The sequence below is a fragment of the Streptomyces sp. 2A115 genome (genome assembly GCF_052245575.1).
GTDB lineage: Bacteria > Actinomycetota > Actinomycetes > Streptomycetales > Streptomycetaceae > Streptomyces.
On record NZ_JBQQCG010000114.1, the window covers coordinates 18,440 to 32,567 of the forward strand.

8 protein-coding genes are annotated in these 14,128 nt (G+C 68.6%); 6 read left to right on the forward strand and 2 right to left on the reverse strand.

Going from position 1 to position 14,128, the window contains the following annotated elements:
* Window positions 1-2 precede the first annotated feature (2 nt).
* The 5 genes from ACTWQR_RS50410 to ACTWQR_RS50430 all read left to right on the forward strand — a co-directional run bounded on the left by ACTWQR_RS50410 (window position 3) and on the right by ACTWQR_RS50430 (window position 9,916).
* Window positions 3-6,020: an aminotransferase class III-fold pyridoxal phosphate-dependent enzyme gene (locus ACTWQR_RS50410; protein WP_443234073.1), complete on the forward strand. Its 6,018-nt coding sequence runs from the start codon at window positions 3-5 to the stop codon at window positions 6,018-6,020.
* Entirely contained in the window at window positions 6,021-7,814 is a 1,794-nt protein-coding gene (locus ACTWQR_RS50415) for an amino acid adenylation domain-containing protein (RefSeq protein ID WP_443234074.1), read from the forward strand. It begins immediately after the preceding gene.
* Between the two features lie 355 nt (window positions 7,815-8,169).
* The gene (locus ACTWQR_RS50420) at window positions 8,170-9,153 is read left to right on the forward strand and encodes a beta-ketoacyl-ACP synthase 3 (RefSeq protein WP_443234075.1); all 984 of its coding nucleotides are present in this window, start codon (window positions 8,170-8,172) and stop codon (window positions 9,151-9,153) included.
* A gap of 16 nt (window positions 9,154-9,169) precedes the next feature.
* The gene (locus ACTWQR_RS50425) at window positions 9,170-9,406 is read left to right on the forward strand and encodes an acyl carrier protein (protein ID WP_443234076.1); all 237 of its coding nucleotides are present in this window, start codon (window positions 9,170-9,172) and stop codon (window positions 9,404-9,406) included.
* 294 nt (window positions 9,407-9,700) lie between these two features.
* The gene (locus tag ACTWQR_RS50430; protein WP_443234077.1) at window positions 9,701-9,916 is read left to right on the forward strand and encodes a hypothetical protein; all 216 of its coding nucleotides are present in this window, start codon (window positions 9,701-9,703) and stop codon (window positions 9,914-9,916) included.
* Between the two features lie 156 nt (window positions 9,917-10,072).
* Here the strand turns inward: ACTWQR_RS50430 and ACTWQR_RS50435 are convergent, their stop codons facing one another.
* Complete coding sequence (locus tag ACTWQR_RS50435; protein WP_443234078.1) at window positions 10,073-11,269, reverse strand: RNA-guided endonuclease InsQ/TnpB family protein; 1,197 nt, start codon at window positions 11,267-11,269, stop codon at window positions 10,073-10,075.
* Window positions 11,270-11,425: 156 nt separating this feature from the next.
* On the opposite strand from ACTWQR_RS50435, the gene ACTWQR_RS50440 reads away from it, so the two are divergent.
* The gene (locus ACTWQR_RS50440; protein ID WP_443234079.1) at window positions 11,426-12,694 is read left to right on the forward strand and encodes an MFS transporter; all 1,269 of its coding nucleotides are present in this window, start codon (window positions 11,426-11,428) and stop codon (window positions 12,692-12,694) included.
* A gap of 120 nt (window positions 12,695-12,814) precedes the next feature.
* Here ACTWQR_RS50440 and ACTWQR_RS50445 read toward each other — a convergent pair whose 3' ends face one another.
* Window positions 12,815-14,032: an RNA-guided endonuclease TnpB family protein gene (locus ACTWQR_RS50445; RefSeq protein ID WP_443234081.1), complete on the reverse strand. Its 1,218-nt coding sequence runs from the start codon at window positions 14,030-14,032 to the stop codon at window positions 12,815-12,817.
* Window positions 14,033-14,128: the final 96 nt, after the last annotated feature.

Here is a 14,128-nt window from a genome sequence, read left to right on the forward strand (position 1 = left end):
CGATGGCGGCTGATCACGGTGACCGCGACATCGCGATCATTGGCATGGCGTGTCGTTTCCCCGGTGAGGCGAGGACGGCCGAGGACCTCCTGCGGCTTTCACTCGATGGTGTCGACGCGATCACCGAGGTACCGGACTCCCGGCAACTCGGCGATCTCTACTCGCCCAACCCGGGCGAGCCGGGACGGACCAACACCCGTCGGATCGGCGCTGTCGACGGGATCGACCGGTTCGACGCCGAGTTCTTCGGCATCACGCCGCGGGAAGCCGAACAGATGGATCCCCAGCAGCGGATTCTGCTGGAGACGGCGTACGAGGCGTTGGAGCTGGCAGGGGTGCCGCCGACGAGCCCCCAACTGGCCGCCGGAGGAGTTTTCTTCGGCATCAGTGACAGCGACTACGGCCGACTGCTCGGCCGACAGCTGACCGACCTCGGTGGGCACTTCGTCACCGGGCATTCCGGTGCCATCGCAGCCAACCGGCTGTCGTACGTGCTGGACATGCACGGCCCCAGCATGGCCGTGGACACCGCCTGCTCGTCCTCCCTGGTGGCCGTGCACCTCGCCGTGCGTGCGCTGCGCGAGGGAGACTGCCCGCTGGCCCTGGCCGCCGGGGTGAACCTGATACTCGCGGCCGACGACTGGGTGTCCTTTTCCCACGCCGGCATGATGTCCCCGACCGGGCGGTGCCATTCCTTCGGTGCGGATGCCGACGGTTTCGTCCGCGCGGACGGCTGCGGCGTGCTGGTGCTCAAAACGTTGGCCCAGGCTCAGCGGGACGGCGACGAGATCCACGCGGTGATCCGGGGCAGCGCAATCAACCAGGACGGGGCCAGCAACGGCCTCACCGCGCCCAACGGCCCGGCGCAGGAGGCGGTCTACCGTGCCGCGTTGGCGGATGCCGGAGTGCGTCCCGAAGAGGTCGGCTACGTGGAAGCGCACGGGTCCGGTACGCCACTGGGAGATCCGATCGAGTTCGGCGCACTCGCCGCGACATACGGGAAGGTGCCTTCGGGAAGCCCTCCGTGTTACGTGGGGTCGGTGAAGTCCAACATCGGGCACACCGAGGTGGCCGCGGGATTGGCCGGCATCATGCGGCTCGTTGCCTGCTTGCAGTCCGGGCGCATCCCGGGTCTCCTGCACAACGAGGAACTCAACCCTCGCGTGGCGGGGAACAGGGGGCGGCTCGAGGTCGCCCAACAGAACATGCGCTGGCCCGACGGACCCGGTCGTCGGATGGGTGCGGTCAGCGCGTTCGGGTTCGGCGGCACGAACGCGCATGTGGTTGTCCAGCAGGCGGAACCGGTGCCCCACGGACCGTCGACGCCGCCGGCGACACTGGTGCTGCCACTGTCGGCCAAGAGCAAGCAGCCGCTGCGGGAGCTGGCGCAGCGCTACCTGTCCCGGCTGTCCGAGGACGGTGGCGCGGCAGCAGCGGACCTGTGCTACAGCGCCTCCGCGCGGCGCGCCCACCACCCGGAGCGCATCGCGTTCAGTGGACGGGACGGCACCGAGCTGCGTCAGGCAGTGGAGTCGTTCCTGGCGGGCGGAGCGGCGCCGGACGCCGCGGACGGACCGGTCTGGCGGGACACCGTCTTCGTGTTCCCGGGACTGGGGCCGCAGACGAGCGGGCTCGGTGCGGCGCTCCTCTCGGAGCCGACGCTGGTCGAGCACGTTCGCCGCTGTTCGGACGCCTTCGCCCCGTTGCTGGGCGTGTCCCTGTTCGAGTTACTGAGCAAGGGCGGCCCTGAGGTCAACGAGGTAGCGCTGTCCCGGACGGACATCGCGCAGGCGCTGCACTTCACCGTGCAGAGCGGGCTGGCCGGACTGTGGTCGTCGTTCGGCCTGCGGCCGGCGGCCGTGATCGGGCACAGCGCGGGGGAGGCAGCCGCCGCGTACGTGTCCGGCATGCTGGACTTCGACGCCGCGGTGGCGCTGGTCGTCGCACGCGGGACGGTCATGCAGCACGCTGTCTCCGATCTTCGCATGGTGGCGGTCGCCGCCCCACCGGAGAAGATCCGCGACCTGATCGCGCGCTGCCCGGAGGGCGTCGTGCTGGCCGTCGACAACGGGCCGAGCAACGTCACGCTGTCCGGCCCGACCGAGCCGGTCGAGAAACTGGCCGCCCAGCTGAAGGCCGACGGCTACCGGTCCCGGTTGCTGTCGATACAGTTCGGTTCCCATCACCCCGATCTCGCACCCGTCGGCGAGGAACTCGCCCGCTGCGGCGCCGGCGCCGCGACCGGCCCCGCGTCCGTCCCGCTGTTCTCCTCGATCACCGGCGCTCTGCTCGACAGCACGCAGATGGACGCCGCGCACTGGGGCCGGGGCATAGTCAACGCCGTGCAGTTCCGGTCCGCCGTGCAGCAGGCCGCCACCATGGGGTTTACCAGTTTCCTCGAGATGAGTCCCCGGCAGGTACTGCTCGGCCCGGTGCACACCAGTGCGGCCGCCGTAGGCGTCCGGGCGAGCGTGCTGCACGCGCTCGGTGAGGACGAGGAGGGCACCGTGTCCGCGCGGGCCGTGCTGCCCGAGTTGTACGCCCGCCGCGCTGACCTCGACTGGCAGGCGGTGTACCCGGGCGGGCGTTTCCTGCCCAGCACCCCGTCGTATCCCTGGCAGCGCGTCCGCCACTGGGCACTGGACGGCCGGACGCCCACCGGCATCGAACCGCCACAGGAATCACTCAGGAGGAGCAAGTTGCCCGCATCACAGGAGCAGGCCCTCACAGAGGTGGCCGCCGAAGTCTCCGTGGTCCTGAAGTACCCGAGGGAAAAGATCACGCAGGAGTCGTTCTTCCTCGAACTGGGCGCGGACAGCATCCTGCTGCTCCAACTGGTCAACACGTTGAACAAACGTCACGGCACGTCCTTCAAGGCGACCGACCTCTTCGAGAAGTACCAGTCCGTCGGTGATCTCGCGACCGCGCTCGCTGAGTCCGGTACCTTCCGCACGGAAGCCCCCAGCGAGCCCGAAGCCCCCGCCGTACCGGTCCAGCAGGTCCCCGCACCGGTTCAGCAGGTCCCCGCACCGGCCGCGCCAGGCGGCCTCGCCGTACCCGTCCAGCAGGTCACCGCGCCGCCCGCCTCCAACGGCTTCGTCGTACCGGTCCAGCAGGTCACCGCGCTCCCCGCGGCCACCGGCCTCGACGCGGTGGTGCACGACCAGCTCGCGCTCATGCGGCAGCAGCTGGCCCTGCTCGGCGGCGCGCCGGCCGTCCAGGTCCAGGAGGCCGCGCCCGCCGAGGAGCCGGCACCGCAGCGCACCGCACCTGCGGCCGCCACTCCCACCGCGCCCGCGGCCACCGAGCCCGCCGGACCCGTGACCATCGCCATACCCGTACCAGCAGCCGGAGCCAAGTCCACGGGCTCGGCCGGCAACCGGCTCACCGGCAAACAGCAGGCCTACGTGGACTCCCTGGTGCAGCGCATGGAGGAGCGCAGCCCGCAGTCGAAGAAGCTCGTCGCCGCACACCGCGCCCGCATGGCGGAAAGCCGCCCGTGGGGCAACTTCCGGCCCGAGCTCAAGGAGCTCAACTTCCCCATCGTCATCGACCGGGGCCGGGGAGCGCACTTCTGGGACCCCGACGGCACCGACTACATCGACTACTGCGTCGGCTTCGGCGTGCACTTCTTCGGCCACAACCCGCAGTTCATCCAGGACGCGATCGCCGAGCAGCTGCCGCGCTCGTTCATGCTCGGCCCCCAGGTGGAAACCACCTACCGGGCCGCTGAGACGTTCTGCCGGATCACCGGCCACGACCGGGTCTCCTTCTGCAACACCGGGTCGGAGGCGGTGATGGGCGCGGTGCGCCTCGCCCGGCTCGCGACCGGCCGGCGGAAGGTGGCTTACTTCGAGAAGTCCTACCACGGCATCACCGACGGGGTGCTCGGACGGAGCAGTGAGGAGATCGGCAGCGTCAGCCCGATGGTGGACGGCGTTTCGCCCGGAGCACTGCTGGACACGGTCATCCTGCCGTACGACGACCAGGCGGCCCTGGACTACATCGCCGCCAACAGCCACGAGATCGCCGCGGTCATCTGCGAACCGATCCAGGCGCGCAACCCAGTGGGGAAGCCGGCCCCCTTCCTGCATAAACTGCGCCGACTGACCGAGAACACCGCCACGGTGCTGATCTTCGACGAGATGATCACCGGGTTCCGCATGCACATCCGTGGTGCCCAGGGGCTGTTCGACATCATGCCGGACCTCGCGACGTACGGAAAGGTGCTCGGCGGAGGCCTTCCGGTGGCCGCGATCGCCGGCAAGCAGGCCCTCCTGGACGGGCTCGACGGCGGCAGCTGGAACTACGGCGACGACAGCGCTCCGGACGCGGAGACCACGTTCTTCGGGGGCACGTTCCAGAAGCACCCGCTGGCGATGGCGGCGGCCAACGCCACCCTGGAGTACCTGGAAGAGCACCAGGACACCGTCTACACCGAGATCAACGACAGGACCGCCCGGCTGGTCGGTGCGATAGACGACCTGTTCGTCCAGCACGAGGTGCCGTACTCGCTGGCATCCAACGGCTCGCTGTTCCGGTTCCAGTACCGCGGAATGTCCAACCTGTACCACCCGCTGCCGCTGGAGATGCTCTACCACAGCATGCTGGCGGACGGCATCTACATGTGGGAGGGCAGGACGTTCTTCATGTCCACCGCCCACACCGACAGCGACGCCGAGCGCCTGATCGACGCGGTGGACCGCGGCCTGCACGACCTGCGGAAGGCGGAGTTCCTGGACGCTGTCGCCACCCCGCCCCCGGTGCGGGCGGCGGACCGCTGGCGGATGTCCGCCCAGCAGCACGAGGTGTGGGAAGTCAGCCAGAAGCTCGGGCCCGAGTCGGTGTGGTACAACGAGACCCTGGTGCTGAAGCTCACCGGCGAGCTCGACCTGCCGGCACTGGACGCCGCGCTGGACGCGGTGCGGCAACGCCACCCGGCACTGCGCGCGGTCTGCTCCCCCGACGGGCACGACCTGGTCCTGGCCGACGGCGCCGAAAGCGCGACACCCGTCCACAAGGTGGCCAAGAAGAGCAATCTTCAGGCCGTGATCGATGAGTACGCCAACGCGCCGTTCGACCTCGCGAAGGGACCGCTGTTCCGTCCCACCGTGCTGCGGCATTCCGACAGCCATTACCTGCTGGTCTCGGCCCACCACCTGGTCTTCGACGGCACCTCCATGGTCGCCGTGTTCAACGACCTCGCCGACGGCTACACACGTGCCACACGGGGGCTGGCCCCGGTGACGATGCGGGGTGCACGGTCACAGCCGGCGCCCCAGGAACCGGCGGCCGGGGAACGGCGAGCGGCGCTCAGCTACTGGCGACAGCGCCTGGACACACTTCCCGCGGCGGCGTGGGACGCCCCGGACCGCCCGGCGAGCGCGCCGGGGACCCGGCAGGAGCTGGAGTTCGACTCGAAGCTGTGGACGGCGCTGGTGAAACGGTGCAAGCAGCTGCGCTGCACACCGTTCATGGCGGTCTTCAGCGCGTTCACCGCGGCGCTGCACGAGGTGACCGGACGCGACGACCTGGTGGTCAGCACCCCGGTCGACCAGTGCCGAGGCGAGTCGGAACAGGGTCTTGTGGGGCACTACGTCAGCTACGTCCCGGTGCGCAGCCGGCTCACCGACACCGACTTCCCGGCGCACCGCCGGCGGTTCAGCAAAATGCTCGGCGAGGACCTGGCCAACGGGATCCTGCCGCTGGAGGACATCCTGGTCGACCTCGCCGACCGGGGGAAGCTCGTCGACCCCTGGACCGGCCGCCAGCAGTTCACCTCCGTGGTGTTCAACCTCAACCGCCCGATGCCCACACCGAAGATGGGCGACCTGGATGTCCAGGTGAGCCAGCCGTCCACCATGGAGGCGATGTTCGACCTGCTCTTCGACGTCATCCCGATGGAGGACAAGGTGTACGTGGAGATCGTGCACCGCAACCAGATACCCGCGGACGACGTCGCGCGGCTCTGGACGCGCTGGCTGGAGCTGGTGCGTGAGACCGCCGACGGAGCGTCCTGAATGCCCCGGCACGACATCGCGTCTATCGCCGACCGGATGCGGTCGGCGATAGACCAGAACCCCGATGCGGTCGCGGTTCGGTCGCTGGACCGGGAGTTCACCTATCGTGAACTGCTCGGCAAGGCCGGTGCGGTCGCCAAACGCCTGGACGCCCTGGAGGTACCGGTCGACGAACCGGTCGGCCTGCTGCTGCAGCGCACACCCGAACTGATCGCGACACTGCTCGGCGTGCTGCTGTCCGGCCGGGCCTACCTGCCGTTGGACGCCGCCTATCCCGCGGACCGGATCGCCTTCCTGCTCGCGGATTCCGGTGCGCGGCGCGTGCTGGTCGACAAGGACTGCGCCGGTTCGGTGCCACCAGGGCCGTGGACACTGATAGACGCCGACGCATGCATGGCCGACCACCACGAGGGTGAACTGCCCTTCCGCGCCACGATTCCGGGGTCGACCGCGCTGGTCATCCACACCTCAGGTACCACCGGCGCGCCGAAGGGGTGCTGGATCACCCACCGGAGCCTGGACATCTTCGTCGGCTGGACCATCGACCACTGTCCTCGTGACACGTTCGAGTGCAGCGTCGCGGCAACCTCGCTCTGCTTCGACTTCTCCATCGCGGAGATCCTGCCGGCACTGGCCGTCGGCGGTTCGGTGCTGGTGCTGAACAATCACATGGAGGTGGCGAGCCTTCCGGCGCACGTGCGGCCGACGCAGGTCAACGGAGTGCCCAGCGTGCTGAGTGAAGTGGTGCGAGACCGGCCGCTGCCGAGCAGCGTGCGGCTGGTCACCCTGGGCGGCGAAGCCGCACCGCCCAGCCTGGTCGCCAGGCTGCTCGACGACGGCGTTCCCCTGCTCCGCAACGCGTACGGACCGGCCGAGACCACCGTGGCCGCCACCGCGACCTACCTCACCCGTGCCGACGCCGATCGGGCGATCTCGATCGGGGAGCCCATTTCCGGGGCGGAGATCTACCTGGTCGACGACTCCTTCCAGCAGGTTCCGGACGGGGCCGTCGGTGAAGTGGTGATCGGCGGCACCGGCGTCAGCAACGGTTACCGTCGGCTGCCGGCCCTGACCGCCGCGAGGTTCGTCGCGGACCCCTTCTCCAGGAACCCCGGCAGTCGCGTGTACCGAACCGGGGACCACGCGCGGCGCACCGACGACGGCCGCCTGGAGTTCGTCGGAAGGCGTGACCACCAGGTCAAGATCCGCGGCGTGCGGATCGAGCTCAGCGAGATCGAGCAGGTGCTGATGAGCCACCCCCTGGTGTCGACCGCCGCGGTGGCGGTCGCCGGTACCGAACCGGGGCAGTTCCTGCTGGCCTACATATGGCCCGCTGACCACGGCAACCCGCCGACGGTCGCCGAGCTGAACGCGCACGTCAAAGCCAAACTGCCAACGGCGTTGCGGCCGGCCCACTACGCGCTGCTCGACGAGCTTCCCCTCACCACGCACGGGAAGGTCGAGCGCTCACGGCTGCCACGTGAACCGCAGTTCCTCTCCGACGGCACCCCGGGGGCACCCGGCGTCGCGAACGAGGAGGTCGCGCTGCTGGAGCAACGGCTGGCCAAGATCTGGGCGAGCGCATTGAAAGTCCCGACGGTGCGACGCGACGACAACTTCTACGTCCTGGGCGGCAGCTCCATAATCCTGATCAGGATCAGGAAGTCGATCGTCGCCGAGTTGGGGATGGACGTGCCGATGCCGGTCCTCATCGACTGCCCGACCGTGGCCGAGCTGGCCGCCGAGCTGCTCGACGATCCTGCTGCCCCTGAGTTGACTTCCTCCCCCTCGTGAACGAGAGGGGATTCCTACGGCTCGCGCCGTGGGGTTTTCTGCTTCGTCGCCGACTGCCCGCCCGGAGAACTCCGTTGAGGTCTTGCACCAGCTCTACAGACAGACACCGCCAGCCCGGCGGCCAGAAGGTTGTTCCGCCGCCTGCGCATCACTGGGACAGAAGCGGTACTTGAACGCCCGCCTCACATGGTTCACGGCCACGCGCACAAACCAGCCAGGCGGCAGGTAGAGATCAAACCTGCGGGTCAGGGCACTGCGATCCGCCCTTGCGGCGCATCCCAGCTCTGTGCCCTGCTCCGCAGGAGTTTCGTTTCCTCCCCCGGCTGAAGCCGGGGGTATCCACGAAAGGACTCCGATGACCATCGGAAACCAGACGGCTGTCCTCGCCGGGCTCGGTACCTGCCTTCCCGTGCGGGAAGTGGACAACGCGGAGCTGGTCGAGCTCCTGGACACCAGCGATTCCTGGATACGCGACAGGACAGGCATCGCCGCACGGCGGGTCGCCGCCGCCGACCTGTCACTGGCTGACCTGGCCGTCGCGGCGGGCGAGAACGCGCTCAAGTCGGCCGGTGTCGCCAAGGCCGACGCGGTGGTGGTGGCGACGTCGACCCCCGAGCGTCTGGTACCCGCTGTGGGACCGCAGGTCGCCAGCACGCTCGGCATCGGTGATGCGGCCGCGTTCGACGTGTCCGCGGGGTGCTGCGGTTTCATCTACGCGCTGACGGTGTCGGCCGGTCTGATCGCGACCGGCCTTGCCGAGGTCGTCCTCGTGGTGGCTCCGGAGAAGTTCTCGACGGTCCTCGATCCGACGGACCGCGCCACGGCGGTGCTGTTCGGCGACGGTGCCGGAGCGGCCGTGCTCAGGAGCGGCCGGCGCGACGAGCCGGGGGCGCTGCTCGCCGTGGACTGGGGAAGCGATGGCACCGCCCGCGACCTGATCCGGGTGCCTGATCGGCGGGACGGCTATCTCTCGATGACCGGCAAACGGGTCTACCTCAAGGCGATCGAGCACATGACGAGTTCGACGCTGCGGGTGCTCGACCGGTGCGGCTGGGCGACCAGCGAGGTCGGCACCATCGTCCCGCACCAGGCGAACATGCGGATCATCCGGGCCGTGGCCCAGCAGCTCTCGGTACCCGAGAGCAGGACGCTGTGCACGTTGGAGCGAACCGGGAACACCGGGGCTGCGGCGATTCCGCTCGCACTGGCTCAGGGGCAGGCGAACGGGGTGATAGGTGCAGGTGACCGCATGGTGCTCACGGCCTTCGGCGCCGGGCTCGCCTGGGCATCGGCCGCACTGGTGTGGCCGGAGATCACCGCGGTCGAATCGGAACTGTGAGAGAGGAAACATGATCATGATATACGACTACCTGCGCAACCTGCTTCAGGAGACCTTCCGAGTCAACGGCGAGATCGCGCCGGACAAGAGCTTCGGGGACCTCGCCCTCGACTCGCTGAACACGGCGGAGATCTGTGCCGCCCTGGAGGACGACCTCAAGGTGTCCATCGACGACGAGGAAGTCACCCAGGAGACCACCCTGAGTGAGCTGGCCGATCTGTTGCAGAGCAAGGGCGTCGTCCTCGCCGGATGACCCCGCGGGCACCGCTGCTGCCCATGGGTGAGGCCGGCAGTCGGACAGCGGCGGTGCGCCGCCGGCCGGCCGGCCCGCGGCACCGGATCCACCGTCACCGTGCCGCCCCTGCGGTGCGTGTGCCGGTCAATCATCCGCCCGGGTGAAGCGCTGGGTTCCCCGGCCCCCGGCCCGCGCCTTCCTTCACCCTGTCGTCTCCCCCGCGCAGGGCATCGACGACTGCACGGTCTTGGTGCCGCTGTGCCTTGCACATCTCGCCGTGACCTCCGCCTTCCCCATCTCGGCCTGTCGCCGATGAGCGACAGAGAGGAGGACGTGGAGACCCTGGCGCTGCGGCACAGCTACTGGTCCCGCAGCGCCAAGACGGCAAGCCCACGCTCACCGACACCACCCGCGCCGCCCTCGCCAGCCTGCATGCCGGCGGACGGCTCGCTCGCCACGGTTGTGCCGGGCAAGCAGAGGCCGGGCAACGGCGCAGGGCTATGCGCTCGCCCCTTCCACGGGCAGTGAAGGATCAATTCGTCGCCCGCGTGCAACACGTCCAGGACATCGTGCAGAGGGCAGGACCACACCCCGGCGGCTCGGTCTCCCTGAACAACGGCCACCACAGCCCGGAGAAAGAAGCGCAGGTTTGACTTCCTCCTCTTCGTGAACGAGAGGGGATTCCTACGGCTCGCGCCGTGGGGTTTTCTGCTTCGTCGCCGACTGCCCGCCCGGAGAACTCCGTTGAGGTCTTACACCAGCTCTACAGACAGACACCGCCGGCCCGGCGGCCAGAAGGTTGTTCGCCGCGTTCACGTCCCGGTCATGGACCGCACCACAACCGCACACCCACCTGCGGACACTGAGCGGCATCTTCTCCTGCACGGTTCCGCAGACGGAGCACAGCCGGGAGGAGGGGAAGAACCGGTCCACCACGATCACTTGACGCCCGTACCAGGCAGCCTTGTACTCCAGCATCGAGCGGAACTCGCCCCAGCTCGCGTCCGAGATGGCCCGGGCGAGGGTGTGGTTTTTGACCATGGTGCGCACGGTCAGGTCCTCGATCACGAGCGTTTGGTTGTCACGCACGAGACCAGTGGTCAGCTTGTGGAGCATGTCCCGGCGCCGGTCGGCAATCCGGGCGTGGACCTTGGCCACCTTGCGCCGCGCTTTGGCCCGGTTGGTTCCCTCGCCCTGGGCTGTGCGGGACAGCTCCCGCTGGGCCCTGGCCAGACGGGTGCGGTCGCGGCGCTCGTGCCGGGGGTTGGCGATCTTCTCACCGGTGGACAGGGTCAGCAGGTGGCTGAGGCCGACATCGATTCCGACCGCATTGTCGGTGGCGGGAAACGGTGTGACATGGGGGTCCTCGCACAGCAGCGAGACGAACCAGCGTCCGGCCGCGTCCTGCGACACCGTCACCGTCGACGGCTCCGTACCGTCGGGCAGCGGCCGGGACCACACGATGTCCAGCGGGTCCGCCATCTTCGCCAGGGTCAGCCGGCCGTCGCGGAAGCGGAACCCGCTGGTGGTGTACTCCGCCGACTTCCGCGACGTCTTGCGCGACTTGAAACGCGGGTACTTCGCCCGTCTGGCGAAGAAGTGGGTGAACGCTCTCTGCAGGTGGCGCAGTGTCTGCTGCAGCGGCACCGACGACACGTCGTTGAGGAACGCCAGTTCCTCGGTCTTCTTCCACGCCGTCAGCATCGCCGAGGTGGCGTTGTAGCCGACCCGTTCCTGCCGCGCCCACGCCTCGGTGCGGGCGGCGAGCGCCAGGTTGTAGACCTTGCGCACACACCCGAACGTGCGCGACAGCTCCGCCGCCTGCGCATCACTGGGATAGAAGCGGTACTTGAACGCCCGCTTCACATGATTCGCGGCCACGCGCACAAGCTAGCCAGACCCGCAGGTAGAGATCAAACCTGCGGGTCAGGGCACTGCGATCCGCCCTTGCGGCGCATCCCAGCTCTGTGCCCTGCTCCGCAGGGATTTCGTTTCCTCCCCCGGCTGAAGCCCGGGGGTATCCACGAAAGGACTCCGATGACCGCACCGGTCAGCACCTATTCGGTGTCGAGTCCCGGCTTCATGCGTTTGTGGTGCGGCCAGACGCTCTCCCAGTTCGGCACGCGCATCGGGCAACTGGGCATGCCGGTCATCGCGGTTGACGTCCTGCATGCCAGCAACACGCAGGTCGGCATCCTGGGCGCCGCATCCACCGTGAGTTTCCTGCTGATCGGTCTTCCCGCCGGCGCCTGGGTCGATCGATGGCTCAAGCGCCCGACGATGATGCTGGCGGCTCTCATACGCTCGCTGGTCGTCCTCACCGTCCCGTGGTTGTGGTTCGCCGGCAATCTGGAGATCTGGCACCTCTACGCGATTGCCACGATCGTCGGTCTGGTGACGGTCTTCTTCGATGTGGCCTACCAGTCGTATGTGCCCATTCTGGTACCCGCCGGCGACGTCGGAAGAGCCAACGCCCGGCTGGAGGCCACCTCGCAGCTCGCGACCACCGGCGGACCGGCGCTGAGTGGATTGTTGCTGCGGCTGGTAAGCGCTCCCGTCCTCATGCTCGTGGATGCGATTTCCTACTTCATCAGCTTCGGCTGTCTGATGCTGATCCGGGATTCAGAGGCCCAGCAGCGGCTGGCAGCGGGACCTCGGCGGGCCCTGACCGCGGAGATCGGCGAAGGTCTCCGCTTCGTGCGGGACCAGCCGGTCATCAGACGGCTCGTCGTGTCGATGGGGTTCTCGAACCTGTTCATGAACATGGTCTCGACGCTGCTGCCCATCCTGGTCCTGCGCACCATAGGCCTCAGCGCCTTCATGCTCGGGGTGGTGATGACCTGCGGATCGATCGGCGGCGCGCTGGGGGCCGCGCTGGCTCCGATGCTGCGGCGCCGCATGTTCGACGGAACCTTGATCGCGGGCGGTCTCGTCACGGCGGCGGTGTTCGTTATGGTCAATCCGGTTGCCGGCTTCATCTCAGGTGATCACAGAACCCTCGGCACCGGGCTGCTGATGCTCGCCGAGTTCTGCATGACGGCGGCAGCGCTGGTCTACAACGTCACGCAGGTCAGCGTCCGCCAGAGCCTGTGCCCCAAGCACCTCCTCGGCAGGATGAACGCCTCCATCAGATTTGTCGTCTGGGGCAGCATCCCCATCTCCTCCCTGCTGGCAGGCTGGCTATCCTCGCAAATGGGCGTGGTACCCACGCTGTGGATCGGGGGTGTCGGCTCCCTGCTCACCGCGCTTCCGGTGCTGGGCATAGGACGACTTATATCGGCGGCCCACTCCGAGCAGCAGCGATGAGTCTCCGAATGGCACACGAGCCGGCGCGCTGACGTCGATCGCCGGTATGCCCTTTACCGCCGGCCTGCTGAAGCGTTTTGCTGAGTTGACTTCCTCCTCTTCGTGAACGAGAGGGGATTCCTACGGCTCGCGCCGTGGGGTTTTCTGCTTCACCGCCGACTGCCCGCCCGGAGAACTCCGTTGAGGTCTTGCACCAGCTCCACAGACAGACACCGCCAGCCCGGCGGCCAGAAGGTTGTTCGCCGCGTTCACGTCCCGGTCATGGACCGCACCACAGCCGCACGCCCACCTGCAGACGCTGAGCGGCATCTTCTCCTGCACGGTTCCGCAGACGGAGCACAGCCGGGAGGAGGGGAAGAACCGGTCCACCGCGATCACTTGACGCCCGTACCAGGCAGCCTTGTACTCCAGCATCGAGCGGAACTCGCTCCAGCTCGCATCCGGGATGGCCCGGGCCAGCGAGTGGTTTTTGACCATGGTGCGCACGGTCAGGTCCTCGATCACGAGCGTTTGGTTGTCACGCACGAGACCAGTGGTCAGCTTGTGGAGCATGTCCCGGCGCCGGTCGGCAATCCGGGCGTGGACCTTGGCCACCTTACGCCGCGCTTTGGCCCGGTTGGTTCCCTCGCCCTGGGCTGTGCGGGACAGCTCCCGCTGAGCCCTGGCCAGACGGGCGCCGTCGCGGATGTCGCCGTCGGGTTCAACGGCCGGCGTCCAGGCCGAGGCCGGGACCTTCAGGACGGCCTGGTGGACGGCGTCGGTGATGGTCATCCCGACCGAGTACGACAGCCACCGCCCGCGCCGGGCGAGCCAGGCGACGAACGCGTGGGTGCCGCCGCCGGAGTCGGTACGGATCAGCGTCTGACGCCCCCGCCGGAGCCGTTTCGGCAGCTGGGCCAGGGCCAGTTTCGTGGCTTCGATGTGGTCGGCGGCGGTGTTGGAGCCGGCGTTGCCGGGCCGCAGCAGGCCCACGACCGGCTCGCCGGACCCGCCGCGGCCGTGGTCGACGAACCCCATCAGCGGGTGGTGCCCGAAAGTCTTCTTCCAGGTGGCGGCGGCGTCTTGCTTCTCGGAGTGCGCCCGGACGAGGACCCCGTCGAGGTCCACGATCACCTGCCCGCCCGCGTCCGGCGCGGCGTTCCCGGCCAACCGCCAGACGTGTTCACGCACTTCGGCACGGGCGGCGCGCAGCGCGGCCAGGACCCGCTTGCCGCCCGAGGCCAGCTGTCCGACCAGGCGAGAGACCGTCGGGTCGGAGGCCACCGGCCCGAACACGGCCGGCTCAGCCCACAACAGGGCCACGTCGGCTAGTGTCCTGCGCCAGAGATCCGTCGGCAGAAGCGGGCGAGGGAGTCGAGGATCTCTTCGGCTGTCTTGGTCCAGATGAATGGCTTGGGGTCTTGGTTCCAGTCCTTGACCCAGGCCCGGATGTCG

Excerpts from the sequence above, each read along its gene's own strand:
- ACTWQR_RS50410 (WP_443234073.1), top strand. The coding sequence starts at position 3 with ATGGCGGCTGATCACGGTGACCGCGACATCGCGATCATTGGCATGGCG.
- ACTWQR_RS50415 (WP_443234074.1), top strand. The coding sequence starts at position 6,021 with ATGCCCCGGCACGACATCGCGTCTATCGCCGACCGGATGCGGTCGGCG.
- ACTWQR_RS50420 (WP_443234075.1), top strand. The coding sequence starts at position 8,170 with ATGACCATCGGAAACCAGACGGCTGTCCTCGCCGGGCTCGGTACCTGC.
- ACTWQR_RS50425 (WP_443234076.1), top strand. The coding sequence starts at position 9,170 with ATGATATACGACTACCTGCGCAACCTGCTTCAGGAGACCTTCCGAGTC.
- ACTWQR_RS50430 (WP_443234077.1), top strand. The coding sequence starts at position 9,701 with ATGAGCGACAGAGAGGAGGACGTGGAGACCCTGGCGCTGCGGCACAGC.
- ACTWQR_RS50440 (WP_443234079.1), top strand. The coding sequence starts at position 11,426 with ATGACCGCACCGGTCAGCACCTATTCGGTGTCGAGTCCCGGCTTCATG.